The following is a 26,677-nucleotide window of genomic DNA, read 5'->3' on the forward strand; positions in this document are numbered from 1 at the left end:
ATTTGGGCGTACTAAGCAATTAATGATAGAATGGCATGTTTATAGACACCCGGGCCGGACCTTGATCAATTGCGGCAGAAGTCTGTCTGGTGGTGCCACAGGTGCATCTGTCATGGCGAGGCCGCTGTGCCGGTCTGGACGGTGAACACGACGGAAACGGAGTCCATTGCAGCCATGCGATTGCATGACAATCTGGCTGTTGTGGCCGTCACAAAGCACAACTCCATCGGCTATCTGGATGCGGTGTTCGATTGCTACGAGGCCGGCTCCACGGTCCTGCCCGTCGCCGATCATGCAGACCCGGTTCCCGCAGGGCTCAGCGTTGTGCACCGTCAGGAAACGTCAACCGATACCGGTTGGTACCGCAGGGCGGTAACCCCCCGACGGGGAACGGAACCCGCGCAGATAAGTCTCTCCTCCGGCACGACCGGAGCGCCAAAGGCACTCCTGTTGTCGCATAGGGCGCTGGCCGACGTTGCCACCAGGCTGTCGACCGCCATGCAGTTGGATGCCAGCGCACGTGAATATGTCGGCGTTCCGGTAACCTTCTCATTTGGCTTCGGACGAATTCGCGCACTTGCATCGGTAGGCGGAGAGGCCTTCATCCCGGCACGCGGCTTTCGTATCGATGAACTGGCCGGGCTTTTGCGCAGCGACGAGGTCAATTCGCTGTCCGCAGTGCCCACCCTGCTCAGGCTTCTCATTGCCGAACGGGAGAAGTTCCGTGACATCGGCGCAAAGCTGCGATGGCTTGAAGTGGGCAGCCAATCGATCTCGCTGCCTGAAAAACAGGCCCTGCGGCAAATCTTCCCGAATGCCCGGATCCTGCAGCATTACGGCCTGACCGAGGCGTCCCGCACGACATTCCTCGACATCTCATCGGAGGAGGATCACCTCGGATCGGTGGGCCGGCCCACTGGCTCGGTAGAGATCAAGCTCCTCGACGACGGCCGCATCGCGATCCGGGGACCGCATCTGGCCAGCGGCATCGTCACTGCCGACGGTCTGCAATCGATTACCGACACGGAGGGCTGGCTCGTTACCAGCGACCTCGGCCACATCGCGGATGGATATCTCTACTTCGACGGACGGGCCGACGACTTGATCAACGTCGGCGGCGTCAAGGTCCCCGCCGAGGCCTTCGAACGCGCCGTGCTGGCCCGCACCAAGCCCTATGGCGAGATCGCGGTCGCACCGATGGATGATGCCCTGCTCGGCCAGAAGGCGCTGGTTGTTTCCACGGCAATTGCCGATGTCGCCGACAAGAGCGCCTTGCGGGATGCCGTGCGGACGACGGCGGCCGAATTCAAGGTTGCCGAGAGCGGCTTTGAGCTTGCCTATGTCGAATCGATCCCGCGGACCGAAACGAACAAGGTGCAACGCCGCGCTCTTGCCGCACTGGCAGAACCAGCCATACGCTCCCGGGCCGCGTCATCCAACGAGGGCAGTTCGAGCGTCGAGGCAGTCTTTCGCAAGACGTTCGGGGCTGCTGCTGACGATACCGGGCGCAGCTTCATTGATTTTGGCGGCGACTCCCTCAGCTATGTCCGCACCAGCCTCGAACTCGAAGCCATCCTGCCCACCATGCCGGAGGGGTGGGAGGCCATGTCGATCGCCGAACTGGCGGGATTGGAGGGTGACGGCGAAACCGGATCAGCCAGTACGCCGACGCGCCGCAATCCTGGGCTGCTGCTCAATCTCGATACCCTGCGTGGTCTGGCATGCCTGATGATTGTTGCGGTTCACGTGATCGGCGCCGATCCGGTCGATGGCCTCCAGCTGCCCGCCGGGTCGTGGTGGCACCAGGTCATGAACAATCTCGAATTCGTGCGCCTGCCTTTGTTCACCTGCCTTGCCGGCATCTTCTACGGCGCCCTGCCCGCCTCGCGGTCCGGGTGGCCAGGCTTCATGTCACGAAAGCTGCACCAGTTTGTACCGCCCCTGATATTTGCCACGTTAGTGTTCTGGGGGCTGAGACGCTGGATCTATGGAGCCGACGAGGATCTTCTGCTGGCCTTCGTCAACGGATACCTTCACCTTTGGTATCTCGACACTCTGCTGGTGATCTTTGCCGTAGCCGCGGCCGCAGACCTGGCGGGCGGTTCGCGGTCCCATCTTCTCGTGATGACCGCGATTGCGTCGGGCCTGCTGTATCTTGTCGTACCCGAGCTTGACCTGCTGCACCTCCGAAATACCCTCTTCCTGTTCCCGTTCTTCGTCTTTGGCGTGCTGCTCTACAGGTTCCCTGTCATCGCAACGGACCGTGTGTCCCTGCCACTGGCCCTCCCGCTGACCCTGGCCTACCCCATCGCCTACAACATTCTGGGCGCCGGCCTGCCAGGGACCTCGCTGGATGCTTTGCTGACCTGGACGAGCGGGGCCGCTGCAACGGTGGTACTGCTGCGCCTGATGCCCCGGATAGGATTGCTCGAGATCATCTCGATCTACTCCTTTACCATCTACCTATGGCACCCTGCCGCCAGTGCCCTGGTTCGCACCCTGCTGGACACCTCCGGCGTCGGAGTCATCTGGTTCCTCTTTGCCATCGGTCTGGTTGCTGGCGTGGCGCTGCCCATAGCGATCCACCGTCTGGCCGGACGAGTTCCGGTGTTTGGAGCATTGCTCAAAGGCTGAGTGAAGGCTGAACACAGAGGGAGGGGTGCAGTCTGAGCACCTTGACGTCGCTATTCCATGCGCTCGCTCACGCCCGCCGCCTCTGTCAGCCTGCCCCAGCGGTCGTCCCACAATTCACGATGCTGCAGATAGAGCACAACCCGCGCAAAGCCATAGCGATGGCAAAGCTCGTCTGCTCTTTTCAGGCCGGCCTCCACAGACATGGGCCCCTCCACTCCGGCAGCAAGCGAAGTGCCGGCTCCGGGCTTCTCCGGCCAGTAGACCTGCGCCTGTCTCTGACCAAACTGGAGACCACCGACCTTGAGGATGCGGGTGTCGCTGCTGATCCCGACGGTCACAGCGTCAAGCGCAATTTCGTCTTCGTCTTCTGTCCATTGATAGGCACGTGCCACGGCCATCTCCAGCGCGAACCGCTGCATTAGGTCCAGCCACCGGCTTGCGGTCAAGCCCGAGCTTGAGCATGCGTCGTCTGCGGTTACGGAGCCCAAGGTGCAGCGCAGTGGCGAGACCGCCACGCGAACAAGGCCACGCAACCGTTTGCTGTCGTTTCGCGCCTGTGAATGTCGCAATGCCAACAAATTTGGCCAGCATTTCGTAACGCGCGCTTCCTAGCTTGCGGCAGCCGAGGAGAGTGCGTCGTGGTGGAACAGATTTACCAGTTGCTCCTGGCGGCAGGATACCCTCCGCGAGGCGTGGACTGGCTGCGTCAGCACCGATTGGCGACAATCATTGTCGCGGCCATTGCTGCCTGGGCGTTCTTCATTGCCCTGGGCTGGCTGGTATGGGTCCTACTGACCCGGTAGCGTGGTGAAGACCGCCTGAGGATCAGGAACGCTGTGGCTGTTCGCCGAAGGGCCAGCTGCGGCTCTCGCCTCCGGTCACGACATCCAGCGTACCCAGAACAATGATCAGCGGCGCCAGGAATATCCACATACCGGCAACAAACAGGACGCGGAGGTGGGGATTCTGGATGACCATGATTGAGCCTCTGTTCGCGATCTGCGGGAACCGAGGCCGCCACCAGCGCTGGGCGATCTCGTGGGCGTTCCAGGCAAATCGCCAGGCTCGGACAGATGTTGCGCACGCCGGCGGGCGCGGCACCACCAAAACGTTCTGTTAACCTTAATTTCGGGCACGCGATCGCGCGGTCAGCCCGACTATTTGTTCAACGAGTTGGAGGTTTGCGCCGATTAGGCCGTCTGCCGCCGCACTATCTCGAAGCCGACATTATAGACTTTGGGCCCGGTCGGATTAGTGCCGAAACGATCGACCAGTGCATAGGCTGCCGTCTGGCCAAGGACCTGTCGATCGATGCGAACGCTGGTCAGGGCGGGAGCTGTGCTCGCGGCAAATTCCTGGTCCCCGAAGCCAATTATTGCAATCTCGTCCGGGATCGACAGGCCTCGCACGGCCGCCTCGATCAGGGCGCCGTGAGCAAACTGGTCAGAGCTGCAGAAGACAACTGCATGTGGTGGAAGTCCCCGCTCGACAAGAGCGGCCAATGCCTGCCGGCCGACCCCAAGGGATGCGGAATCGGCGTAGTTCACCTGCTCTACCTTGGTGCCGGTGCGCCTTTCAAAGCGGGCGGTGAAAGCGTCCCGGCGACGCAAGGCGCGCTCGTCACCGGCGGTAATGGTGGCGGCATGCGCATATCCGGCATCGGCCGCGAAATCGGCGACCGCGCTGCCCGCCTCGATATGGGAGAAGCCAACGCAACGATCGATCGGAGTATCAGAGACGTCCCAGACCTCCACGACGGGGATGCCTGCATTGTGCAGCATGCGCCGTGCGGCGGGCGAATGGTGCACACCCGTCAGCAGAATAGCGTCCGGGCGCCGCGACAGATGAGTGGCTATGGCCTTTTCCTCACGCTGAGGATCAAAGCCGGTTTCGCTTAACATGATCTGATAGCCATGCTGCCACATGATTTCGGAAAACGCATGCAGCATGCTCGCATAGACAATGTTGGTGACCGAAGGCACCAGCGCCGCGATGAGGTTCGACTTGTTGGAGGCCAGAGCACCGGCGACCGCATTCGGCACATACCCGGTGCGCGCGATGGCGTCCTGAATACGCGTCAGGGTTTCCGGTGACACTTTTTCAGGCGCTGATAGCGCCCGGGAAACGGTAACCTGTGAGACGCCAGCCAGGCGGCCGACCTCAGCCATCGTGACGCCGCTGCTTCGGCGAATCTGCGCTGGATCTCGGGATCGGCCTACCATGTCACGCTCTTATCGGATGCCGACAATCACGCCAAGGGTTGGTCGGAGTGGGATGGGTCCCACCGGGACTCGGGGGCATCGTTGCCAACAGCAGATAGCCAAATCGTCCCCACAATCGCAGACATTCTGGCACAAGAAATGAATGCGCATTCATGTTCGTGCCACATCCCCATCTACCCTGTCAATGCGCTAATATGGCCTGAAATCATGACCAAGCAGGCATTGTTGACAACGATGAATGTGTCCGCATACACACTTGGGCAGCTGGAGGATTTGATGACTACCATCGCCCGCAAGAAGGCTGCTGATCTACGATCTGCACAGTGGTTTGCGCCAGATGACCTGCGCAGTTTCGGACACCGTTCCCGGATGATGCAACTGGGCTATTCCGAGGACGACTTTGTGGGGAAGCCGGTGATTGGCATCCTCAACACCTGGTCGGAGCTGAATTCCTGCCACAGCCACTTTCCAGAGCGCGTTGCTGCAGTTAAGCGCGGCGTTCTGCAGGCCGGCGGTCTTCCGGTTGAATTGCCGACGCTTTCCGTGGACGAGAGCTTCACCAAGCCCACCTCCATGCTCTACCGCAACATGCTGGCCATGGAAGCTGAGGAGATGATCCGCAGCCACCCACTCGATGGCGTGGTCTTGATGGGCGGTTGCGACAAGACAACGCCCGGCCTCGTTATGGGCGGCATCACCGCAGGCGTGCCGATGATCTTTCTGCCCGCAGGCCCCATGTTGCGCGGCAACTACGCCGGTCAACCACTGGGCTCTGGTTCCGATGCCTGGAAATACTGGGATGAACGCCGCGCCGGCAATGTGAGCGATGAACAGTGGCGTGGCGTTCAGGCTGGCATTGCCCGTTCGGCCGGCGTCTGCATGACCATGGGCACGGCCTCTACCATGACGGCGATCACCGATGCGCTGGGGCTGACCCTGCCGGGTGCTTCGTCCATTCCGGCTGTGGATTCGGCCCATAGCCGCATGTCATCGGCGTGCGGGCGGCGCATTGTCGACATGGTCTGGGAAGACCTCACACCCGAGCGCATCGTCACCCGGGCTTCCGTGCGCAATGCCGCCATCGTGGCCATGGCGACCGGCTGTTCCACCAACGCGGTCGTGCATCTGATCGCCATGGCTCGCCGCGCGGGCGTCGATCTGACGCTCGATGATCTCGACGATCTGGGCAGAAGCACCCCTCTGCTGGCCAATGTCCGGCCCTCAGGCAAAGACTACCTCATGGAGGACTTCTATTTTGCCGGGGGCCTCCTGGCTCTGGAACAGCAGATTGCCGAAAGGCTCGATACGTCGGCTATCACCGCCAATGGCAAGACACTGGGCGAAAATATCGAACCGGCCGTGGTCTACAATGCCGATGTCATCCGGCCCCTATCCAATCCGGTGTATCACGAAGGCTCGCTCGCCGTGTTGCGCGGCAATCTCTGCCCGGACGGTGCGATCATCAAGCCAGCCTCCTGCGATCCGAAATATTACGTCCATGAAGGCCCTGCCCTGGTGTTCGACAGCTATCCGGACATGAAGAAGGCCATCGATGACGAAAATCTTGATGTCACGCCCGACCATGCTCTGGTGCTGCGCAATGCCGGACCGCAAGGTGGGCCTGGCATGCCGGAATGGGGCATGCTGCCCATCCCCAAGGCGCTGATCAAACAGGGGCATCGCGACATGTTGCGTATTTCCGACGCGCGCATGTCGGGCACCTCCTACGGCGCCTGCGTCCTGCATGTGGCGCCGGAGAGCTTTGTCGGCGGACCGCTGGCCCTGCTCAAGACCGGCGATGTCGTGCGTCTGGACCTGCCCAATCGACGACTGGACATGCTGGTGGCGGACGATGAACTGGAGCGGCGCCGCGCCGCCTGGGTGCCGCCGGCTCCTCGTTTCGAGCGCGGCTGGGGTTGGATGTATACCAGGCACGTCACCCAGGCCGACAAGGGCTGCGACTTCGACTTTCTCGAACGCGGATTCGGACAGGCCGCCGGCGAACCCGACATCTTCTAGGACCAGAACATGGCACTTGCTCTCGAACAGGCTCTGACCGGTATATCGGGTATTCTGGTGACACCCTATGACGCGGCAGGAGATGTGGCGCCGCAGCGTCTGAAGCCCATCATGGACCGTGCCCTCGCGGCAGGCCTTCACATGCCGGTGGTCAATGGCAATACCGGCGAGTTTTATGCCCTCACCACCGAAGAAGCCTCCAGAATGGTACGCGAAGTGGCGGAACTGGTGGATGGGCGCGCGCCCTTGCTGGCCGGGATCGGGCGCGGCATCAGGGATGCCATGACGCTGGCGAAAGTGTCGGCTGACGCTGGCGCCGTAGCGCTGATGGTGCATCAACCGCCCGACCCATTCGTCGCGCCGCGCGGCATCGTCGACTATCTCAAGGCCATTGCGGATGTCTCAGGCGGCCTGCCGATGATGCTGTATCTGCGCAATGACACGATCGGCACCAAGGCAATTGCCGAACTATGCGCCCTGCCGCAGGTCAGGGGCATAAAATGGGCCACGCCCAATCCTCTGAAACTCGCCGAAGCCAAGGCGGCCTGCGACCCCGACCTTGTCTGGGTCGGCGGGTTGGCCGAGATATGGGCGCCCACATTCTATGCGGTGGGCGCGCGCGGCTTCACCTCGGGCCTGATCAATGTCTGGCCCGAGCGTTCCATCGCCATCCACGCCGCGCTTGAGGCCGGCGACTATCGCGGGGCCAATGCGCTCATCGCCGGCATGAAGGCCTTCGAGGAAATCCGCGCTGAGGAAATGAACGGCACCAATGTCACCGCCGTGAAAGCGGCACTGCTGGCCCAGGGGCTGGACTGCGGTCCGACCCGCCCGCCGTCTGCCTGGCCGTTGACGAGTGCACAACAGACCAAGCTCGACGCCTTTCTGACACAGAACAAGCTGACCTGAAGGACCATCGGAATGGACACCACATTGCGCGACAAGCTGATGACCGTTTCAGTCGCTACCCTTGCGACTGCTCTCTTCAAACGCGGCCTGCGCAATCAGGTGATTCAAGGTGTGCACCCGGTCAAGGCCAAAGGCGTCAATATGGTCGGGCCGGCCTATACGCTGCGCTACATACCGGCACGAGAGGACCGCAATCAGCTCGCTGAATTCCGCAATCCCGAGCATCCCCAGCGGGTGGCGGTGGAATCCTGTCCGCCCGGCCATGTGCTGGTCATGGATAGTCGCAAGGACCCGCGCGCGGCATCGGCCGGCGACATACTGGTGACCCGGCTGATGGTCCGGGGGGTGGCGGGCGTGGTGACCGATGGCGGTTTCCGCGATGCGGCCACCATCGGCAATCTCGATATTCCCGCTTATCACACCCGCCCGTCGAGCCCGACCAACCTGACTCTGCATGAGGCACTTGACCTCAACGTGCCGATCGGTTGCGGCGACGTTGCCGTCTTCCCGGGCGATATTCTGGTCGGCGACGACGATTGTGTCATCGTCATTCCGCAGGATGTCGCCGCCGAAGTGGCTGACGAGGCCATTGAAATGACCGCCTATGAGGATTTCGTGGTTGAAAAGGTGAAGTCCGGCACGCCAATCATCGGTCTCTATCCCAGGACGAGGGACGAATACACTGCGGAGTTTGAAGCCTGGCGCCAGCGCAACGGCCGTTAGCATGCGCTCGAAGGCGATCCGTGGCGCAAATGCACAAGAAGCAGCCTTTCAACCTCGCTCCGGTCTGAAGCGCTGCGCCGTGGCTTCTTGTCACGCCTCATGTTGGGCATTACCAGATTGTCATGGCCAAGCCGCATAGGAGCCGTCGCGTCCGGCTCGCAGCCGCTGCATCTGCTGCCGGTAACGTCCCGGAGAAATGCCCTTGAGACGGGTGAAAAAGCGGTTGAAGTAGCCGGGGTCCCGGAAGCCCAGGGCATCTGCGATCTCGCTAACCTGCAGCGCCGAGCGCTCCAGCAGGCTCTCGGCATCCTCAAGCAGTCGGCCGTGTACCAGCTCCAGCGGCGACTGGCCGGTAGCGCGTCGGATCGCTGAAGTCAGCCGATCGGTGGAGATGCCCATGGCACGGGCATAGTCCGCCACTCGCCACTGCGCACGGGCGTTGAGCTCCACCAGCTGTATGAAGCCCTGAACCAGCACGCGCGGCGATGCCTGTTGCTGCGTCGCCACCCCGCCCAACCTCCAGAAGGCGATCAGCACGAGGCACAGCCGGTTCATGATTGCTTCGCGCATGCCGGGCAGTTCATCGAGCATCTCGCGGCGCATGTCCTCAAGATCGCGGATGGTGGCTCGCGCCGCGGCCGCGTCGATGCGGATGCCCAGCAGCGGCCGGTCAATGGCCTGCCGCAGCGGCCCGGCAATCGAGCTGGCTGGCACGACGCGCCCCAGCGCGGCATCGGAAACAGCCATCGCCATACCGCGCGCGCCTGCCTCAAGCTGTACGCTGCCTGTGACGCCCCTGGGCAACCAGATGACGCAGGGCGCCTCGATCGGGCCCGCTGCGCTGCCGAAGCGCACCACGCCGCGACCCGAAGCGAGCACGAAGCCATGCGCACCAAGCCGCACCTTGGCGGCGGGAAAGTCCCACTCGGCGGTGGACAGCGATCCGGCTATGTCAGCCACCTCAACATCCTGCGCCAGGCCGGGTCCCGGCGAAGGCATTGTCTGCTGGTCCATTTGGCGTCCAGATCTCCCGAAACGCCCGTAAAGTACATTTATCTCTCTGTAATGTCCATTTTCGACGCTCACGTGGCACTCTACCGTTCAGTCAGGGATGGAGCCGGACAGCAAAAGACCAACAAGGTCGCAGCCGGCACCGCATCTGGGAGCGCCCGCAGTGTCGGGCAGGAGGAGGAAGTCATGACCACTATCAGCCGGAGAACCGTCTTGCAGGGCATGGGCGTCAGCGCCCTGGCTACGGCCCTGTCGGGCCTGCCGGTCCTCGCGCAGGACCGCACGGCCATCCGTATTGGCTACGCCATTTCCAAGACCGGCCCCAACGCCGCTGGCGCCGGTATTTCGACGACGCCCAATTACCTGCTCTGGGTCGATGACGTGAACAAGGCGGGCGGCATCACCCTCTCCAAGCTCGGCGTCACCCTGCCGATCGAAGTCACCGAATATGATGATCGCTCGACGGCCGAAGAGACCGTGCGCGCCATCGAACGCCTGGCCACCCAGGACAATGTCGACCTGATCCTGCCCACCTGGGGCACCGGCGCCAACCTCGCCTCCGGCCCCACCTTCGATCGCTTTGGGTACCCCCAGCTCGCCGGCACCGCCGTCACCGACATGGCGCCGGACCTGGTCAAGCGCTGGAAGCACAGCTTCTGGATGCTGGGTGGTGGACACGACTATGCCGAGGCGCTGGTAGCCCTGCTGGTCAAGCAGCGCGACGCCGGCACCATCAACAACAAAGTCGCCATCGCCTCGGTCGCCGACGGCTTCGGCATCGACCTCTCCAAAGCCGCCACGCCGGCCTTCACCGAGGCCGGGTTCGAGTTGGTCTATGACAAGACCTATCCGCTCGGCACGTCGGACTTTGCCCCTGTTATCAGCGAGGTCGCCGGGCTGGGCGTCGATACCTTCGTTGCCTTCTCCTATCCACCCGATACGTTTGCACTGACCCAGCAGTCGGTGGTCGCCAATTTCAGCCCGAAGGTGTTCTATCTCGGTGTCGGCACCGCCTTCCCCATCTATCCGGGCATTGCCGGGCCGAACCACAACGGCGTCATGGGTATCGGCGGCATCGACCCCGACAGCGAAGCCCTCGCCGCCTATTTCGAACGGCACACTGCACTCAATGGCCAGGCACCCGACAACTGGGCCAGCGCCGTCACCTATGCGAGCCTTGAAATCCTGGCGCAGGCCATCGAGCGCGTGGGCGACATCGACCGCGAGGCCATCTCGGCCGAAATCTCAAGCGGCGAATTCGATACCATCATCGGCAAGGTGAAGCTGGTCGACAACCAGTTGCGCTCGCTCTGGACCGTCGGCCAGTGGCAGGACGGCAAGTTTGTCGGGTTGGCGCATACGGAGCGGGCCGGCGCGCGCGAGCCCGTGGTGCCAAAGCCAGCCTGGGTTCCGGCGGCTTAGGCCCTCACCAACCTCTCCCTGAAGGGGGAGGAGCCAGCCGGTGGCCAGGCAATATACTGCCAAGAACGCGATCTGCTCCTCCCCCTTTCAGGGAGAGGTTGGGTGGGGGTAATCCCTCGCCTCGATGAACATCAACCACCGGAGCCTCCATGCTCTTCAGCGCCATCCTGACCGGCCTCGTCCTCGGGGGCACCTATGCCCTCGTGGCGATGGGCCTGACGCTGCAATATGGCGTCGCGCGCATCATGAACCTGGCCTATGGCGACATCATCATCGCGGCCAGCTTTGGCGCTTTCGTGCTGTTCACGGCGCTCGGCATCAATCCGCTGCTAGGTATGCTGATCGTCATCCCCGCCGGCTTCGCGCTGAGCTGGCTGATCTATGCCGTGATGCTGCAGCCACTGGCCCGCCGGTCGCGGGATCGAGGTCGACTTGAGGGCGACTCGATCCTTGCCACCTTCGGTCTGCTCTTTGTCATCCAGGGCGTGGCGCTGGTGATCTTCGGCTCCGGCTTCATGAGCTACAGCTACCTTGCCGTGCCAGTCGATATCCTGGGCACCACCATTGCCGCCAATCGCCTGCTGGCTTTCGGGCTGGCCATCACCTTCGGGCTTGGCCTGTGGCTGGTGCTGACCCGTACCCGCTTCGGCACCGTCATCCGCGCCGTCGCCGCCAATCCGGCTTCGGCGCCCCTTGTCGGCATCGATGTCGACAGCGTCGCGCGGTTCGCCTTTGCCATCGGCGGGGCGCTCGCCGCGGCCGGTGGCGTGGTGGTCTCGATGTATCTGACCTTCTCGGCCACAATGGGCGTGATCTTCACCATGAAGGCGCTGATCGTGGTCATCATGGGTGGCGTCGGCAACCTCATGGGCGCGCTGGCCGCCGGGCTTATCCTTGGACTGGTCGAGACGCTGGTTGCCAGCTTCATCGATCCGGGCCTGACGCTCGCCGCCACCTATCTCATCTTTCTCGCCGTGCTCGTTGTGCGGCCGCAGGGCCTGTTCGGAAAGGCCGCGCGATGAAATTCGTCCTTGCCCTCGTCGCACTCGTGGCGCTCGCCTTCGTGCCCAGCTTTGCTGGTCCCTACCCGCTCGGCCTTGGCATCGGCGTCCTCGGTTATGGCGTGCTCGCCACGGCCTGGGCCATGTTCTCCGGCCCCACCCGCTACATCTCGCTCGCTACCGTAGCCTTCTTCGGCCTCGGCGCCTACACCGTCGCCGTCCTGAGCGAGACCTTGCCCTATCCCGTCGTCCTGTTCGTCGCGGCTGTCATCGGCCTCGTCGTGGCCCTGATCGTCGGGCTCGCCACGCTGCGGCTTGCCGGCATCTATTTCGTCATCTTCACCTTCGGTCTCACCGAACTGGTGCGCCAGCTGGTGACCTATTACGAGGTCAACGTCACCCGCACGCTCGGCCGCTACGTCTTTCTGCCGCTGGGGCCCGAACACATCTATTGGCAATTGCTGGCGCTGCTGGCGGCGACGCTGGGCATGGCCTACTGGGTGCGGCAATCCCGCATCGGGCTTGCGCTGCGGGTCATCGGCGACGACCCGGTGGTGGCCAGCCATCTGGGCATTCGCATCACCCGCACCAAGCTGACGCTGTTTTCCATATCCTGCGTGATCATGACACTGGCAGGCGCCATCCAGGCGCCACGCTGGACCTATATCGAGCCGTCCATCGTGTTCAATCCGACCACCAGCTTCCTTGTCGTCATCATGGCCCTGCTGGGCGGGCCCAACCGGCTGTTCGGGCCGCTGCTCGGCGCTGTCCCACTGTTCCTGCTGTTCGAATGGTTGAGCGCCAACTTCCCCAACCATTATTCAATCATCCTGGGCCTGCTGTTCATCGCCATCGTCTTTGTGCTGCCCAATGGCGTACTGGCGGCTGGCGAAAGTCTCTGGACCCGCCTCAGCCGTAGGGAGGCGCGCACATGACCCTCCTCTCGCTCAAGTCAGTCACCAAGCGCTTCGGCGGCCTTACCGCAGTCAACGGGCTCTCATTCGACCTGCTCGAAGGCGAGACAGTGGGCCTCCTCGGCCCCAATGGCTCGGGCAAGACAACAGCGCTCAACATGATCTCGGGCTATCTGCCGGTTTCGGACGGCACCATCGCCCTCGCCGGCGACGCCATCAGCACGCTTCGTCCCGAGCGCATCGCCCATCGCGGCGTTGCCCGCACCTTCCAGCTCGTTCGCGCCCTGCCTTCCCTCAGCGTGGGCGAGAACGTGCTGGCGGCCCTGGCCTTCCGCAAGGAACCGCTCTGGGGCAAGGCGGCGGAGACCCGCATTGCCGACCTCCTCGCCGATGTCGGACTTGCCGGCCGCGCCGGGCAGCCCGCCGATAGCCTCACCTATATTGACCTCAAGCGCATGGAGCTTGCCCGAGCCCTGGCAAGCGATCCCCGCCTGTTGCTGCTGGATGAATGGCTCGCAGGCCTCAATCCGACAGAACTGCGCGCCGGCATCGACCTCATCACCTCGCTGCGCCAGCGTGGCATCACCATTCTGCTCGTCGAGCATGTGATGGATGCCGTGCGCGCCCTTTGCAGCCGTTGCATCGTCATGAATGCCGGCAGCAAGATCGCCGATGGTCCCACGGCCGAAGTGTTGGCTGACGCCGAAGTCATCCGCGCCTACCTCGGGGACGACCATGCTTAGCGCCGGTCCCATCTCGCTGCACTACGGCAAGCATCTCGCCCTCGACAACGTCTCCATCGACGTCGCCGATGGCGAAACCGTCGTTGTGCTCGGCGCCAATGGCGCCGGCAAGTCGAGCCTGCTCAAGGCCATTGCCGGATTGGTGCGGCCGGCCCCGGGCGCACGGGTAAGCCTGGGCGGCACCGACCTGCTCGGTCTGCCGCCACACAGATATCTCGAACAGGGCATCGCCCTCGTTCCCGAGGCGCGCGGCATTTTTGGCGACCTCACGGTCGCCGAAAATCTTGAGCTGGGCGCTTATACGCGGCACGCTAGGCCACATGAAACGCGGCAGCGCGATCTGGTGCTGTCTCTATTCCCGCGCCTAGCCGAACGGCAGAAGCAGATCGCCCGCACCATGTCGGGCGGCGAGCAGCAGATGCTGGCTATTGGCCGCGCCCTGATGAGTTGCCCGCGTCTGTTGATGCTCGATGAGCCGAGCCTGGGCCTAGCGCCCATCGTCACCTCAGAACTCTTCGCCGCATTGGGGCGCATCCGTGAGACCGGTATTGCGCTGCTCGTCGTGGAGCAGAACGTCAAAGCGAGCCTCGCCATCGCTCATCGCGGCTACCTCATGGAGGCAGGCCGCATCACCGGCACCGGCACAGCCGACGCTCTGCGCAGCGACCCGGCGGTGCAGGAAGCCTTTCTCGGCGCAAGCGCGCCACCCACCCCTCTTATTGAACGGAGTTCCCACATGACCGATCTAGGCCTGCTCATCAGCAACGAGGAAACCCAAGCCACTGGCGGCGGCACCTTCGAGCGAAACAATCCCATGACCGGCGAACTGGCGACCCGCGCCGCTGCGGCCACCATCGAAGATGCCCTGCGCGCCGCCGACGCGGCGGCCGCCGCCTTCCCGGCCTGGAGCAAGACCGCCCCCGCCGCCCGCCGCAAGATCCTGCTGGCTGCAGCTGATCGCCTGCAGGCTCGCACCGACGATTTCATCGCCGCTATGGGCGCCGAAACTGGGTCGACTGCCGGCTGGGCCGGCTTCAATGTCATGCTCGCCGCCGAAATGCTGCGGGAAGCTGCCTCGCTCACCACCCAGATCTCAGGCGAAATCATCCCGAGTAACCGGCCAGGCTCCACCGCCTATGGCGTTCGTCAGGCCGCCGGTGTCGTGCTGTCAATTGCCCCATGGAATGCCCCGGTCATCCTCGGCGTGCGCTCGCTCGCCACGCCCCTGGCCTGCGGCAATACCGTGGTGTTCAAGTCGAGCGAGATCTGCCCGCGGACCCACCGGCTCATCGCCGACGCGTTGCTCGAAGCCGGACTGCCGCCCGGCGTGCTCAACGTCGTCTCCAACGCCCCCGAGGATGCTCCCGAACTGGTCGAGGCGCTGATCGCCCACAAGGCCATTCGCCGCGTCAACTTCACGGGCTCGACCCGTGTCGGCCGCCACATTGCCGAACTTTCCGCCCGCAACCTCAAGCCTGCTCTGCTCGAGCTGGGAGGCAAGGCGCCCCTCGTCGTGCTCGATGATGCCGACCTCGAACAGGCTGTCGCGGCTGCGGCGTTCGGCGCCTACATGAACCAGGGCCAGATATGCATGTCGACCGAACGCATCGTGGTCGACGACAAGGTCGCCGACCAGTTCGTGACCGCATTGGCAGCCAAGGCGTCATCGCTCAGGGCCGGCGACCCGCGCGAAGGCAATACCCCGCTCGGATGCCTGGTCGACCTCAGCGCCGCCCAGCGCATCGATGCACTGGTCAAGGACGCGGTGGCAAAGGGCGCTCGTATCGTCGCTGGTGGAGGCATTGACGGCACGATCATGCAGGCAACGGTGGTCGATGGCGTCACGCCGGGCATGAAGCTCTATCGCGACGAGTCATTCGGCCCGGTGGTTGCGGTTATCCGCGTGGGCAGCATCGATGAAGCCGTGCGGGTCGCCAACGACACCGAGTATGGCCTCTCCGCGGCAGTCTTCGGCCGGGACATCAACCGTGCAATGAGCGTAGCAGCCCGCATCGAAAGCGGCATCTGCCACGTCAACGGCCCGACCGTGCATGACGAGGCGCAAATGCCGTTCGGAGGCGTCAAGGCTTCGGGATATGGTCGGTTTGGTGGCAAGGCGGGTATCGCCGAATTCACCGAGCTGCGCTGGATCACGGTACAGGACGGCCCAATCCACTACCCGATCTGAGCCAGAGCTGCGGCTGCCCCGTGACTATCGACAGGGCGGCGACCTCAATACTGGATCCGCGAATTGCATTGGCGATGCGGGTCCAGTGAGGGGCGACGATGTGAAGGTTCGGGCCAATGGCCTGCCGCCTGGCGGACGCTGGACACGGCACCGCCGATCGACATCGCCGAAACGTCTGGGAACCACGCCAATGCCGACGGCTGGAGCGCACGAATGCTGGAGATTTCTGGTGCCGGCAGCAGGGTTCGAACCCGCGACCCCCTGATTACAAATCAGGTGCTCTACCAACTGAGCTATACCGGCACACGGTGTGGGCATCTAGCATTGACGCCTCTATCGAGCAACCTTGAAACATCAGACTCATGTGGAGAGCGGGCCCGAACGGTTGCCCTCGCGGCCGCACCGGGTATATTGGCCGGTGGGGGGTCGGGAATGCGTCTTGGTGTGAAGAGGGTTGGGGCAAGCGATCGTGCCGCGAAGGCCCCGGTTGATTTGCGACGTATCCTCGCCCAGAAGCTGGGGCGCAATACCTTCAGCCCAGAGGCCATCCGCTTTTTCGAGTTGGTGCAAGAGGACGCGGCGACCACTTCGCCCAACCGCAAGGATTGAAATCCCTGCAATGTGCGGTACCCTACTTGCCGCATGGCTTCCGTCCGGCAGAGACGACTGCGATGCCCGGATGAAGGCGGCTTCTGAAGCGGCCAGCACCTTGACGGCCAAAATGATAGCGGCGGATTAGCGCCCCATGCAAACAAGAGCACCGACCCCGGCCGTTCAGTACGAGCTGCGCGGGCTGTTCACGGCAACGTCCGCTGCAGCGGCGGTCGTCCTGTTGCTGGCCAGCATAAACTCCGACTTCCCTCTGCAGGACGTCTTCCACTCATTGCGCTTTCACCTTGCTGTGGCGGCACTGATCCTGCCCCTGCTGCTTTTCGCCGTGGGAGCCCGGTGGCGGGCGATCGGCATGTTGCTGATCATCGCCGCCAGCCTGGCGCATGGTGGCTGGATTATCCAGGGTCAGCGCGCTTCGAGGGCCGCCGCCACCGACCCCGCAACGCGCTTTGAGGTGTTCAGCTTCAACGTGCTGGCCAATAGCGAGCAAGGCGAGAACGTCGCAGAATATATCGAGGAATCGGGTTTCGATCTCGTGGTGCTCATGGAGAGCCCTGGCATCGAGCGCGCCCTGCAACGTCTGGAAAGGGCCCTTCCCTATCGGGTTGGTTGCGAAAACACCGCCACATGCGACCTGACGGTGCTGTCCCGGACGCCACTCGCCAATGCCACGGTGCACCTGCTCGGTCCGTATGAAAGGGAGCGGTTCGTTTCGGCGACGACCACCATCGATGGCAGAACCGTCACCGTGGCGGCCCTGCACCTGAGCAAGCCCTACCATGACGGGGCGGCCGTCGCTGAGCTATGGCAAGTGTCTCATATCCTGGAGGGCATCGAGGGCCCGCTGGTGGTTGCCGGCGACTTCAATGCCGCGCCATGGTCGGACAGCGTCGCACGTTTCATCCGACGAAACGCCCTAATTCCCGCACCCGCCTATCCTGCAACCTGGCCAGTGCGGCTGGGCGGCCTCGGCGTACCGATAGACAGCATTTACACCCGCGGTGGGCTGCAGATCGAGACGATCCGAGCCACCGAAGAGAACTTCGGCTCCAACCACCGAGGTCTCGTGGCGCAGGTTAGTAGTTTCGTCTCTGACTGATCAGTCCAGCCGGCGGCGAGGCACTAACCCTCTGCCACTGTGGACGAAAGCCAATCACTTTCGCACTTTGGCTGTCTGCCAGCGTGAACACGTGTTACTGGCGATTCCGCAGGCACTTGTAGGCAATCTTTAAGCCAAAACCCGTCATATGCATTGTGTGCATTGTGGCCGCAGGAACTTACGGTGCGCGTTGCCGACGAATGCGCACCACGCTGATCGAACGGGACCAACATGCAGCTGGGCATCCAATCTTCAATTGTAGCGCTGAGCCTGGCTCTGCTCGCGACCGGCGCCGCGGCAATGTATGTCGAAAGCAATGCGTATCTGGTCGGGGGAGACACCAGTTTCGCGCGCGTGGCGAACTGGACGATCGATGCTCCCCATCCCGGCTGGTCCATTGCCACAGAGAATGTCAACCTGCTCGACTGCGCCAACGTCCTGAAAGCTCCCAACGCGCTGGCCATGCGCTACCTTGATGAGGGCACAAAGAGCGCCATGGCGCCGACTTGCTTGGCGCTGGCCAGGGCGGTGACGACAAACGCTCCGGCTGCATCCTTTGCCTGGTATGTCGAGGCGCTGGCACTCTCCTGGACGAGCAATTTCGCCGAGATGAACGACGCCCTGCGGCGTTCCCAACTGACCGGCGCCAACGAGCAGTGGATCGCCGAATTGCGCGTTGCGTTGGCCGAAGCGCACCTGGACCAACTTCAGCCGGCTGTACTGCAGGCTCATGAATCGGACCTGAGCATGCTGGTGCTCAGCGCGCGCGGCATTGCCTCAATTGCCCGCCGTTACACAACCGACACAGGCTTCAGGCACCGAATAGTGGCGATCGTGGAGACACTGTCGACGCAGAGCCAGCAGGACTTCCTGAATCACGTGCGCTCTGCCTTGTCGAAATCGCGGTGACCAGCATGTCCGAGATCCCAATGTCGACGATCAACCTGGCGGCGGGAAAGCCCCGCGGCCGATCCCGTCGCGGCGCCGGCACCCGGCAGACCGGGTTGAACCAGAAGCTCTTCTGGTTGCTGCTGGTGCTGGTCGCCCTGGTCCCCCTGCCGCTGGCAAGCGTGCGTCCGTTCTTCTGGGGCATGGCCGCTGTTTATGTGGGCCTGCTGGGAGCCATATATGCCGTCTCGCTGGCGCGCCTGGGGGAGGATTTCAGGTCAACACCGCGGTTCGGCTTCATTTGCGCTGCGGGTCTTGGCGTATTCTGTATCGCTCTGGTGGTGCAGGTCCTGCCGATCGGCGGCATGTTCGGCGGCTTCCTGGTCATTGAAGCACCGGATGTCACCCTGCGGTCCGGGCAGATTTCCATTGCCCCGGGCATGACCGTGCTGACGCTGATCCGTCAGCTCACCTATGGCCTCTTCTTTTTTCTGCTGCTGCAGGTTCTCGCAAATGAGAACCGGCGCACGCTGCTGCTGGATGCGCTGTTGGTCGTCGTCGTCATCTACGCCGCCTATGGTATGGTCAGCCTGCAGAGTGGGGACACCATCCTCGGCATGCCCAAATGGGCCTATCTGGGCTCCGCAACCAGCACCTTCGTGAACCGCAATTCCTTTGCCACCTTTCTCTCCCTTGGGGCGGTCATAGCCGCAGTGCGATGTGCCAGCGTTCTTGTGGTCCGCAGTCGGCAGCATGTCGACGACGGCCGCGTCAGCGGCACGGTCAGCACGCTGCTGCTATACGCCCTCGCCTTTGCGATGCTCGGCCTGACCCTCCTCGCCACCCAATCGCGCATGGGCCTGTTCGCAGGTGCTGTTGGCTCTGCCCTTGGCTTCTGCCTGATGCTCACCAAGGCCCAGGGCCGCACGCGCGTCCTGGGCCTGGCTGTCGCGGGCGCACTGTTGGTGGGGGGCGCAGCTTTCCTGATCGCCGGGGACCGTATGCTGGATCGCGTCGTGCTGCTGGCAAGCGACAGCCAGATCCGCAGCAACTTCTATGCCCAGATCATCGAGCTGATCGCGCAGCGACCGTTCACCGGCTGGGGTGGCGGCAGCTTTGAACAGGCTTTCCAGCTTGTTCACCGCCCACCGGTCAACGTCGATTTCACCTGGTCACTGGGGCACAACACCTATCTTACGCTATGGAGCGAGATGGGAATCGTGGTTGGTTCGATACCAATGCTCATCTTGGCTTTCCTCACGGCAATGATGATCGGGCGTTTCCTGCGCGCCAATAGCGGAAGCAATGTCATTGCTCCCCTGGCGACGGGCCTGGGCGCCGTGACTGTGGTCGGCGTGCACGCGCTCGCCGACTTCAGTATCGAAATACCGGCTAACGCGGTGCTCTTCCTGGCCATTCTGGCTTGCGGCACGAGTGCGCTCGCATCGCCCAAGCAGAGGGCATGACATGGCTTTCGGACTAAAGCGGCTATTTGGACATGGCGTCGAGACGACTGCGGCCATCACCAGGCCGCGCCTGCAGGTCCCGGAATGGCCTGCGGCCGTCTATGCCATCGGCGATGTGCATGGATGCCTTGCACAGTTACGCCTTCTGCATCAGAAAATTCTGGCCGATGCTGCCAATATTGAAGGCACCAAGTTGATCGTCTCCCTCGGCGACTATGTTGATCGGGGCGTCGACTCGGCAGGTGTGCTGGATTTCCTTCTGAGCGGGGTGCCAGAAGGCTTCTCCCGGGTCTGTCTCGCCGGAAACCACGAGGTGATGATGCTCGATCACATCGCCGAGCCGCGTTCAGCTGACCGCTGGCTGGATTTCGGAGGCCTTGAGACTCTGATTTCCTACGGCATCGACACCTCGGCCTATATGGCGGCTGGGGCCAGGGAGCGTAAAGGGTTGCTGCAAAGCCACATCCCCCCCCAGCACCTGGATTTTTTGAGAAAGCTGCCCGTCGTGCTGTCCTTTCCGGGCCTGGTCCTCGTTCATGCCGGATTGCGGGCAGGCGTGCCGCTAGAGGATCAGGAAGAAGACGACCTGCTGTGGATCCGTGATCAGGACGGAGACGAGCAGCAAGGAGCCACCGATGGTCCGTTGCTTGTCCACGGCCATACGCCCACCCAGAGCCCCAGGATCACGGGAAGGACCATCAACATCGACACTGGCGCCTTCGCCACCGGCATTCTGACCGCAGTCCGTCTACGGCCTGGCGAGAAACCATTCTTTCTAAATGTTGGTGTGTCGGATCGTACTTGATGTGATCATGCCGTCAGACTAGTTCGAGAAACTCGAGATCAGTCTGCGCAGATTTCCTTTATACCCATTGGGAACGTCAATATGAATGAGTCCGAAATCGATCTGCGCGGCATTCTAAGCTTGTTGCGCCGGCAGTTTCGGCTCATCTTGTTGACAGTCCTCATCGGAACGGCGGCGGCGGGCATCGTAGCCTTCACGCTCACGCCGGTTTACACCGCCTCGGCGCTGATCCTCGTAGATCCAAGCAGCAAGAACCTGCTCGATCCCGAGGCGCAGATGACCAGCGCCTCTGCCGACAACGCCCGCATCGACAGCGAAGTGGAAATCCTGCGCTCCGAAAACATCCTGCTCAAAGTCATCGAGGCCGAGAGCCTGCTTGCCGACGATGAGTTTGGGGTCTCATTCGGTCTGCGTGATCGCCTGCTCTCATTCTTGCGCATCGCCGCGCCCACCCTGCCCACCGGCGATGCGGCGCTCAATCAGACCTTGTCAAAGCTCGCCGGATCGATCTCGGCGCAACGGCGCGGACTGACCTATCTGATCGCCTTGCAGGCCCGTTCTGAAGACCCGGCCAAAGCCGCCGCACTCGCCAACGCCACAGCTCGCGTCTACATCGAGGATCAGCTCGCCTCCAAGGTGAGCAGCGTGATGACCTCGCGCGATATCCTGCAGGCGCGTATCGTGGAAGCGCGAGAGGCCATCATCCAGTCCGAGGGCTCGTTCGATACTTTCATCTCGGAGAACATCCAGCGCATTGCCGAGGAAAGTGGCCGGTCCGATCTTGCGGCCATGCAGCAGTCCATTCGAGAACTGCGCGACACCCGCGCACAAACCAGCGCCACACTCAGCCTGGTGCAGTCCAGCTTGGCGGAGGACAACTGGCAGACCCTCGTGGGCACACTCCAGTCCGAGTCGCTAAGTCTCCTTGAGCAACAGCGTCAGGCCCTGGCCAATCGGCTCGGCGCGGACGCAGAGTCCCCCGCAGCCATCGACCTGCGCGCCGAATTGCAGCGCATCGAAGACGAGATGCGCAACACCGCCAGCAGCGAGGTTTCGGCCCTCAGGGAAACGGTGGCACAGACGCAGACCGCTGAAGAAACCATGCGCCAGCAGATGCGCCAGGAAGTGGTGAGCAGCGCCCTGCCCGCCGACGTCCTCGCGCAGATCTATGAATTGCAGCAAAGCGCGGAACTCGCCCGCAGCCAGTACCAGACCTTGCTGGGACGCGTGCAGGACCTGGACGCACAGTCCACACTGCAGATCGCGGACAGCCGCGTCGTCTCCGCCGCTCTGCCGCCCCGGTCTGCTTCGTTTCCCAACCGGCTTTTCATGATCGCCCTTACCGCCCTTGCCGCGCTCGGACTGGGGATTGGTCTCGCCTTCCTCTACGAAAACCTGATTGGCGGGTTCACCAGCGAAGAACAACTGGAAGCCGTGCTCAAGGTCAGGGTGGCCGCGGCAGTACCGCGGGCCAAGCTGTTGGCTGACTCCGCCAGTCTGGCCGATCTGGTGGTCAAGTCACCCCTGTCCATGTTTGCGGAATCTCTGCGCCGCATCAGGGCCATGGTTGACCAGCACGGACGAAGCCTGAGCAGGGCCGGAGCAGAGGAAAGCGGCTGCGTCGTCATGGTGTCATCGACGGCCCCTAACGAAGGCAAGACCACCATTGCCCTCGCCCTGGCCCGGTCCTATGCGCTTTCTGGACGCACAACCGTGATCATCGACTGCGACCTGCGCAAGCCGAGCGTGCATCGTCAACTTGGTCTTGAGCCCTCGATGGGCCTTTACGAATTCCTGAACACCGAAGCTGGCTCGTCGCTTGGCATATCATCGATTGCCGCGTCTGACTCGCTGACTCAGGCGACCATCATCCTGGGTGCAAGACGCAGCGACTTGCCGACCGATCAGCTCCTTGCCGGCGCGTCCTTCGTCAAGCTGATCAAGGCGGCAAGGGCCACCTTCGACATCGTCATTCTCGATACCCCACCGATCGGACCGGTGATCGACGGGCTATACATCGCCCCGTTCGCGGACGTGATTATCTTCTGCACCAAATGGGCCAGTACCAGCCAGCTCGATGCCAAGAAGGCCATCAGCAATCTGAGCGCGGTCAAGAGGCCGGAAGCCGAGATCTTCTGTGCCCTGAACCAGCAGGACGAGTCAGCCCGCGCCTACCGGCAGAAATACGGCGGCTACTACGACGATGCTTACTGATTCAGGCCCGACATAGCGGTCGCCGGGCGGCCTCGGCACGACTTACGGCGGCCAGACTGGCCGCAATGGAGCACACAATGACCAAAGCCACCAAGACTGCTCTCATTACCGGCGTGACCGGACAGGACGGTGCCTATCTGTCCCACCTGCTTCTCGGCAAGGGCTACAAGGTGCACGGGGTCAAGCGCCGCTCGTCTTCGTTCAATACCGGCCGCATCGAGGATATCTACCAGGATCCCCACACTGAAGACCCACGCTTCGTACTGCACTACGGAGACATGACCGACTCCACCAACCTGATCCGTATCGTGCAGGAAACGCAGCCAGACGAAATCTACAACCTGGCTGCCCAGAGCCACGTCCAGGTCAGCTTCGAGACACCCGAATATACCTCCAATGCCGATGGCACCGGCACATTGCGGCTGCTGGAGGCCATCCGCATCCTCGGCCTCGAAAAGAAGAGCCGCTTCTATCAGGCATCCACCTCCGAGCTCTACGGCCTCGTCCAGGAAGTGCCCCAGAGCGAGAAGACACCCTTCTATCCGCGCTCGCCCTATGCCGCGGCCAAGCTCTATGCCTACTGGATCGTCGTGAACTACCGCGAAGCCTATGGCATGCACGCGTCGAACGGCATCCTGTTCAATCACGAAAGCCCGTTGCGCGGTGAAACCTTCGTCACGCGCAAGATCACCCGGGCAGTGGCGGCCATCCACCTTGGCCGCCAGCAGAAGCTCTATCTGGGCAATCTCGACGCCAAGCGCGACTGGGGCCATGCGCGCGAATATGTGCGCGGCATGTGGCTGATGCTGCAGCAGGACGAACCCGACGACTATGTGCTCGCCACCGGCACGACCACACCGGTCCGTGATTTCGTGCAATGGGCGTTTGAAGATGTCGGCATTACGCTCGAGTGGAGAGGCAGCGGCATCGACGAAAAGGGCATCGATACCGCCACTGGCAACGTCCTTGTCGAGGTCGATCCCCGTTACTTCCGGCCCACCGAGGTGGAACTGCTGCTCGGCGATCCGACCAAGGCCAAGACCAGGCTCGGCTGGGAACACGAGACCAGCGTCCGCGATCTCGCCCGCGAAATGGTGCGGGCCGACCTCAAGGTGATGCAGACCTCCATGGTGATGAAAGAGGCCTGAAAGCACTGCGGTCGATCAGCCGGATGCCACTGGATCCATGACCATGTCGCAATTGCTACGTCGCATGCTGACCTCGCGGATTGCGCAGTTCGCACTCTATTCGGTGGCATTCCTCTCGACCCTGGGCACCGCCAAGGCGCTTTTCGCGCTGATGGGTGCCGCGCATTTTGCCGAATATACCGTGCTGTTCAGCGTGTCGCTTTTTGTGCGCATCGTTTGGCACAATGTCGGCGTCTCCGCTTTTGCGCGCTTTTATCCGTCCGCTGATACGGGGGATGGGCGGTCGTTTCTTCTGGTGCTGCTGGCCTTCCTCACCCTGCCCGTTCTGGTGGCCCTGCCGGCCATTGCGGTGATGACGCTGCTCGGCGCCCAGGTGCAGGTCGGCGAACTGGTGCTGGACCAGACGGCGCTCGCCGGCGCCATCCTACTCGGCATAGCTACCGGCACCAATGCGCTCATCACCGAGATGGACAATGTGGCCTTCAACCGCATCCGTGCCTCGATCGCCATGATCCTGCCGGGCCTGGCCCTGCTGATCGCAGCGCTGGTTGCCGGCGCCTACGCCATGTCGGTTACGGCCATGGTCCTGCTCGCCGCCGGGCTGATCTTCGCGGTCGATATCCTGCACCTGCTGGCCTTCCTCCGCTTTGCCGGCCTTAGGCTGCCGCAGACATCGGCATCGTCGGTCTCAGCCGCCCGAACCCTGGCCTGGAGCCTCCTCGCCTTCGCCACGCCGTTGATCATCTGGACCGGCCCCGCTTTGCTGCTGCGGGTGGCGGACCGCTGGCTTGCCGCTGCCATGCTCGATCTCGACATGGTGGCCCTGTTCGGCATCATCGTGACTCTGAGCCAGAACGCCTTCACCGCCGTCTATTCCGTCCTCAACCGCGCCTACATCCCCGATATCTATAAGCATGCGGCCCTGGGAACGGCGGATGGCGTGGCGAGGGGCCATGCCATCGTCACCCGGATTTCACTGATGCTGGCAGGCATCGGTCTCCTCGCCTTCGTCATCGCGCTGGTGGCGGGTGGGCCGATCCTGAGCATCATGTCCGAACCGCGCTTTGCCCAATATGGCTGGCTGCTGGCCGTGATGATGCTGGGCTCGGCCGTCTACATCATCGGCGATTGCTATCTGCTGCACGGGCATGTGGTGAAAAACCTCAAGCCCTACATTCCCAGCAAGGTCCTGCCGCCCCTGCTCTACATCGTCCTGGCCGCCATCCTGGCCAACAGCATGGGCGTCGCCGGCATGGTCTATGCCTACCTGCTCGCGGCCATCATCTACGTGGCGATGGCGCATGTCGCGACCCTGTCCCTTCGCGCGGCCCAGCCGCCCCTGGAGTCCAAGTCATGAGAATTCTCACTGTCGCGACCGATCTTGGCATCGGTGGCACCCAGCGAGTTGCGCAGAATCTCACCATTGGCATGCAGTCGCGCGGCGCCGACGTCGCCTTCCTGGCGCATCGCAACGGTGGCCCCCGTCAGGCGCATCTGGCGGCGCGCAATATCGAGACCTTCGTCGTTTCCGGCGACAAGACCCTGGCGACCGCGCTCGATGAGGCGACGGTCTGGAAGCCCGACATCGTTCACATCCACCGCACGGGCCGGCCCGATGCCGGCGAGACGGCCATCCTGCGCCAACTGCGCAGCACCGGCGCCAAGGTCGTGGAAACCAACGTCTTCGCCCGCTACGACTGGACCGAGGGCGGCGAACTGATCGACGCCCACTGCCAGCTCAGCCGCTGGTGCGCCCATAAGTGGCGCAGCTGGGCCGGCCGGAAGGCCGCCAACAAGCTGTCCTTCCTGCTGCCCTACGCCGTCGACATTGACTCCATCCATCCCCTGCCGGCCGACGAGCGCGCCGCATTGCGCACCAAGTTCGGCGTCCCGGCCGGGCGCTTCCTGTTCGGCCGTATCGGCCAGCCGCTCGAGCCGAAATGGGACCCCGAGATTCTCAACGCCTTCCGTCAGGTCGTTGAGGCAGGGCATGATGTCGGCCTGCTGCTTGTGGGTGCGCCCGCTTCCTATCCCGGCCGGGTCGAGGCCCTGCCCCAGCCTGTGCGCGATCGCATCCTGTTCCTGCCGACCACGTCCAACGACAAGCAACTGCAGGGCTATTTCAGCGTGCTGGACAGCTTCCTCCACCTCGCCCATATCGGCGAGAGCTTCGGCATGGTGCTGTGCGAGGCCATGCTGGCCGGCGTGCCGGTCGTAACCCTGAGCACTCCCCTGCGCGACAACAGCCAACTCGAAGTCATCGGCCACGGCCAGGGCGGCGTGGTTGCGCTGGATGCGGCAGCCGTGCCCAAGGCCATGATTGCACTGATGGGCGACGGCGCCCTGCGCCAGCGCGTGCGCGACAACGGTCGAGACTGGGTCGCCTCCCGCTATGCGGTGGACAAGATCACCGCCGACCTGGCCGCCATCTATGATGTCGTGCTGGGCGTCACCGCTCCGGCCGATAGCCCCATCGAGGTCAACAATCCGCCTAGCCTGGCCTGGATCGACGATATGCTGTCCCGCGGCATCGGCACCGGCATGTCGCCGATCGAGCGCGCGCAATTCCGCGCCATCCACACGCCGCTCGGCTACAAGGCCTATTTCGCCGCCCGCAAGCTGCTGCGGCGCTAGATGGGCATCCCCTCGCCCATGACCC

23 protein-coding genes, 1 tRNA gene and 1 pseudogene are annotated in these 26,677 nt (G+C 63.0%); 20 read left to right on the top strand and 5 right to left on the bottom strand.

Annotated elements, in window-relative coordinates; translation table 11 throughout:
- Nucleotides 1-141 precede the first annotated feature (141 nt).
- On the top strand, nucleotides 142-2,634 hold the full coding sequence (locus tag IH615_RS09930; protein ID WP_291361707.1) for an AMP-binding protein: 2,493 nt from the start codon (nucleotides 142-144) through the stop codon (nucleotides 2,632-2,634).
- 50 nt (nucleotides 2,635-2,684) lie between these two features.
- On the opposite strand, the gene IH615_RS09935 is transcribed toward IH615_RS09930, so the two are convergent.
- Entirely contained in the window at nucleotides 2,685-3,026 is a 342-nt protein-coding gene (locus IH615_RS09935; protein WP_291361708.1) for a hypothetical protein, read from the bottom strand.
- A 246-nt stretch (nucleotides 3,027-3,272) separates the two neighbouring features.
- Here IH615_RS09935 and IH615_RS09940 point away from each other — a divergent pair, with 246 nt between their 5' ends.
- Entirely contained in the window at nucleotides 3,273-3,437 is a 165-nt protein-coding gene (locus tag IH615_RS09940) for a hypothetical protein (protein ID WP_291361709.1), read from the top strand.
- 22 nt (nucleotides 3,438-3,459) lie between these two features.
- Here the strand turns inward: IH615_RS09940 and IH615_RS09945 are convergent, their stop codons facing one another.
- The gene (locus IH615_RS09945) at nucleotides 3,460-3,612 is read right to left on the bottom strand and encodes a hypothetical protein (RefSeq protein ID WP_291361710.1); all 153 of its coding nucleotides are present in this window, start codon (nucleotides 3,610-3,612) and stop codon (nucleotides 3,460-3,462) included.
- A gap of 212 nt (nucleotides 3,613-3,824) precedes the next feature.
- The gene (locus IH615_RS09950) at nucleotides 3,825-4,802 is read right to left on the bottom strand and encodes a LacI family DNA-binding transcriptional regulator (RefSeq protein WP_291361711.1); all 978 of its coding nucleotides are present in this window, start codon (nucleotides 4,800-4,802) and stop codon (nucleotides 3,825-3,827) included.
- 330 nt (nucleotides 4,803-5,132) lie between these two features.
- Between IH615_RS09950 and araD the strand changes: the two genes are divergently transcribed.
- Genes araD through IH615_RS09965 form a run of 3 tightly spaced genes read left to right on the top strand, consistent with a single transcriptional unit; the run spans nucleotide 5,133 to nucleotide 8,507 of the window.
- Nucleotides 5,133-6,875, top strand: coding sequence for an L-arabinonate dehydratase (gene araD, locus IH615_RS09955; RefSeq protein ID WP_291361712.1), 1,743 nt, complete (start codon nucleotides 5,133-5,135; stop codon nucleotides 6,873-6,875).
- Between the two features lie 9 nt (nucleotides 6,876-6,884).
- Nucleotides 6,885-7,784 carry a dihydrodipicolinate synthase family protein gene (locus tag IH615_RS09960; RefSeq protein ID WP_291361713.1) on the top strand — a complete coding sequence of 300 codons (900 nt, stop codon included), beginning with the start codon at nucleotides 6,885-6,887 and terminating at the stop codon, nucleotides 7,782-7,784.
- 12 nt (nucleotides 7,785-7,796) lie between these two features.
- Nucleotides 7,797-8,507: a ribonuclease activity regulator RraA gene (locus IH615_RS09965; RefSeq protein WP_291361714.1), complete on the top strand. Its 711-nt coding sequence runs from the start codon at nucleotides 7,797-7,799 to the stop codon at nucleotides 8,505-8,507.
- A gap of 120 nt (nucleotides 8,508-8,627) precedes the next feature.
- On the opposite strand, the gene IH615_RS09970 is transcribed toward IH615_RS09965, so the two are convergent.
- Nucleotides 8,628-9,521, bottom strand: a complete 894-nt coding sequence (locus tag IH615_RS09970; RefSeq protein ID WP_291361715.1) for an AraC family transcriptional regulator — start codon at nucleotides 9,519-9,521, stop codon at nucleotides 8,628-8,630.
- 183 nt (nucleotides 9,522-9,704) lie between these two features.
- On the opposite strand from IH615_RS09970, the gene IH615_RS09975 reads away from it, so the two are divergent.
- The 6 genes and pseudogenes from IH615_RS09975 (at nucleotide 9,705) to IH615_RS10000 (ending at nucleotide 15,786) form a co-directional block, all read left to right on the top strand.
- Nucleotides 9,705-10,940 carry an amino acid ABC transporter substrate-binding protein gene (locus IH615_RS09975; protein ID WP_291361716.1) on the top strand — a complete coding sequence of 412 codons (1,236 nt, stop codon included), beginning with the start codon at nucleotides 9,705-9,707 and terminating at the stop codon, nucleotides 10,938-10,940.
- A 149-nt stretch (nucleotides 10,941-11,089) separates the two neighbouring features.
- On the top strand, nucleotides 11,090-11,962 hold the full coding sequence (locus IH615_RS09980; RefSeq protein ID WP_291361717.1) for a branched-chain amino acid ABC transporter permease: 873 nt from the start codon (nucleotides 11,090-11,092) through the stop codon (nucleotides 11,960-11,962).
- On the top strand, nucleotides 11,959-12,876 hold the full coding sequence (locus IH615_RS09985) for a branched-chain amino acid ABC transporter permease (RefSeq protein ID WP_291361718.1): 918 nt from the start codon (nucleotides 11,959-11,961) through the stop codon (nucleotides 12,874-12,876). The genes IH615_RS09980 and IH615_RS09985 overlap by 4 nt, the downstream gene beginning before the upstream one ends.
- Nucleotides 12,873-13,598 (top strand): ABC transporter ATP-binding protein, encoded by a 726-nt coding sequence (locus tag IH615_RS09990; RefSeq protein ID WP_291361719.1) that lies wholly within the window; start codon nucleotides 12,873-12,875, stop codon nucleotides 13,596-13,598. Before IH615_RS09985 ends, IH615_RS09990 begins: the two co-directional genes overlap by 4 nt.
- A pseudogene (locus IH615_RS09995) lies at nucleotides 13,591-14,067 on the top strand (ATP-binding cassette domain-containing protein); the annotation flags it as partial. The gene IH615_RS09990 and the pseudogene IH615_RS09995, both read left to right, overlap by 8 nt.
- A gap of 267 nt (nucleotides 14,068-14,334) precedes the next feature.
- Entirely contained in the window at nucleotides 14,335-15,786 is a 1,452-nt protein-coding gene (locus IH615_RS10000; RefSeq protein ID WP_291361850.1) for an aldehyde dehydrogenase, read from the top strand.
- Nucleotides 15,787-16,013: 227 nt separating this feature from the next.
- Here IH615_RS10000 and IH615_RS10005 read toward each other — a convergent pair.
- A tRNA-Thr gene (locus tag IH615_RS10005) sits at nucleotides 16,014-16,089 on the bottom strand.
- A gap of 129 nt (nucleotides 16,090-16,218) precedes the next feature.
- On the opposite strand from IH615_RS10005, the gene IH615_RS10010 reads away from it, so the two are divergent.
- The 9 genes from IH615_RS10010 to IH615_RS10050 all read left to right on the top strand — a co-directional run bounded on the left by IH615_RS10010 (nucleotide 16,219) and on the right by IH615_RS10050 (nucleotide 26,652).
- On the top strand, nucleotides 16,219-16,395 hold the full coding sequence (locus IH615_RS10010; protein WP_291361720.1) for a hypothetical protein: 177 nt from the start codon (nucleotides 16,219-16,221) through the stop codon (nucleotides 16,393-16,395).
- A 136-nt stretch (nucleotides 16,396-16,531) separates the two neighbouring features.
- The gene (locus IH615_RS10015; protein ID WP_291361721.1) at nucleotides 16,532-17,497 is read left to right on the top strand and encodes an endonuclease/exonuclease/phosphatase family protein; all 966 of its coding nucleotides are present in this window, start codon (nucleotides 16,532-16,534) and stop codon (nucleotides 17,495-17,497) included.
- A 231-nt stretch (nucleotides 17,498-17,728) separates the two neighbouring features.
- Entirely contained in the window at nucleotides 17,729-18,406 is a 678-nt protein-coding gene (locus IH615_RS10020) for a hypothetical protein (RefSeq protein WP_291361722.1), read from the top strand.
- A 5-nt stretch (nucleotides 18,407-18,411) separates the two neighbouring features.
- Nucleotides 18,412-19,851, top strand: coding sequence for an O-antigen ligase family protein (locus IH615_RS10025; RefSeq protein WP_291361723.1), 1,440 nt, complete (start codon nucleotides 18,412-18,414; stop codon nucleotides 19,849-19,851).
- Between the two features lies 1 nt (nucleotide 19,852).
- Nucleotides 19,853-20,656, top strand: coding sequence for a metallophosphoesterase (locus IH615_RS10030; RefSeq protein WP_291361724.1), 804 nt, complete (start codon nucleotides 19,853-19,855; stop codon nucleotides 20,654-20,656).
- Nucleotides 20,657-20,737: 81 nt separating this feature from the next.
- Nucleotides 20,738-22,870: a Wzz/FepE/Etk N-terminal domain-containing protein gene (locus IH615_RS10035; RefSeq protein ID WP_291361725.1), complete on the top strand. Its 2,133-nt coding sequence runs from the start codon at nucleotides 20,738-20,740 to the stop codon at nucleotides 22,868-22,870.
- 65 nt (nucleotides 22,871-22,935) lie between these two features.
- Complete coding sequence (gene gmd / locus IH615_RS10040) at nucleotides 22,936-24,018, top strand: GDP-mannose 4,6-dehydratase (RefSeq protein WP_291361726.1); 1,083 nt, start codon at nucleotides 22,936-22,938, stop codon at nucleotides 24,016-24,018.
- Nucleotides 24,019-24,061: 43 nt separating this feature from the next.
- Entirely contained in the window at nucleotides 24,062-25,375 is a 1,314-nt protein-coding gene (locus IH615_RS10045; RefSeq protein WP_291361727.1) for a hypothetical protein, read from the top strand.
- Nucleotides 25,372-26,652, top strand: a complete 1,281-nt coding sequence (locus IH615_RS10050) for a glycosyltransferase family 4 protein (RefSeq protein ID WP_291361728.1) — start codon at nucleotides 25,372-25,374, stop codon at nucleotides 26,650-26,652. Before IH615_RS10045 ends, IH615_RS10050 begins: the two co-directional genes overlap by 4 nt.
- Nucleotides 26,653-26,677 lie beyond the last annotated feature (25 nt).

This window comes from Devosia sp. (assembly GCF_014860165.1).
Lineage (GTDB): Bacteria > Pseudomonadota > Alphaproteobacteria > Rhizobiales > Devosiaceae > Devosia.

Coding starts and splice junctions, on each gene's coding strand:
- IH615_RS09945 (WP_291361710.1), bottom strand. CDS start 3,612: ATGGTCATCCAGAATCCCCACCTCCGCGTCCTGTTTGTTGCCGGTATG.
- IH615_RS09950 (WP_291361711.1), bottom strand. CDS start 4,802: ATGGCTGAGGTCGGCCGCCTGGCTGGCGTCTCACAGGTTACCGTTTCC.
- araD (WP_291361712.1), top strand. CDS start 5,133: ATGACTACCATCGCCCGCAAGAAGGCTGCTGATCTACGATCTGCACAG.
- IH615_RS09960 (WP_291361713.1), top strand. CDS start 6,885: ATGGCACTTGCTCTCGAACAGGCTCTGACCGGTATATCGGGTATTCTG.
- IH615_RS09965 (WP_291361714.1), top strand. CDS start 7,797: ATGGACACCACATTGCGCGACAAGCTGATGACCGTTTCAGTCGCTACC.
- IH615_RS09970 (WP_291361715.1), bottom strand. CDS start 9,521: ATGGACCAGCAGACAATGCCTTCGCCGGGACCCGGCCTGGCGCAGGAT.
- IH615_RS09975 (WP_291361716.1), top strand. CDS start 9,705: ATGACCACTATCAGCCGGAGAACCGTCTTGCAGGGCATGGGCGTCAGC.
- IH615_RS09980 (WP_291361717.1), top strand. CDS start 11,090: ATGCTCTTCAGCGCCATCCTGACCGGCCTCGTCCTCGGGGGCACCTAT.
- IH615_RS09985 (WP_291361718.1), top strand. CDS start 11,959: ATGAAATTCGTCCTTGCCCTCGTCGCACTCGTGGCGCTCGCCTTCGTG.
- IH615_RS09990 (WP_291361719.1), top strand. CDS start 12,873: ATGACCCTCCTCTCGCTCAAGTCAGTCACCAAGCGCTTCGGCGGCCTT.
- IH615_RS10000 (WP_291361850.1), top strand. CDS start 14,335: ATGACCGATCTAGGCCTGCTCATCAGCAACGAGGAAACCCAAGCCACT.
- IH615_RS10010 (WP_291361720.1), top strand. CDS start 16,219: ATGCGTCTTGGTGTGAAGAGGGTTGGGGCAAGCGATCGTGCCGCGAAG.
- IH615_RS10015 (WP_291361721.1), top strand. CDS start 16,532: ATGCAAACAAGAGCACCGACCCCGGCCGTTCAGTACGAGCTGCGCGGG.
- IH615_RS10020 (WP_291361722.1), top strand. CDS start 17,729: ATGCAGCTGGGCATCCAATCTTCAATTGTAGCGCTGAGCCTGGCTCTG.
- IH615_RS10025 (WP_291361723.1), top strand. CDS start 18,412: ATGTCCGAGATCCCAATGTCGACGATCAACCTGGCGGCGGGAAAGCCC.
- IH615_RS10030 (WP_291361724.1), top strand. CDS start 19,853: ATGGCTTTCGGACTAAAGCGGCTATTTGGACATGGCGTCGAGACGACT.
- IH615_RS10035 (WP_291361725.1), top strand. CDS start 20,738: ATGAATGAGTCCGAAATCGATCTGCGCGGCATTCTAAGCTTGTTGCGC.
- gmd (WP_291361726.1), top strand. CDS start 22,936: ATGGAGCACACAATGACCAAAGCCACCAAGACTGCTCTCATTACCGGC.
- IH615_RS10045 (WP_291361727.1), top strand. CDS start 24,062: ATGTCGCAATTGCTACGTCGCATGCTGACCTCGCGGATTGCGCAGTTC.
- IH615_RS10050 (WP_291361728.1), top strand. CDS start 25,372: ATGAGAATTCTCACTGTCGCGACCGATCTTGGCATCGGTGGCACCCAG.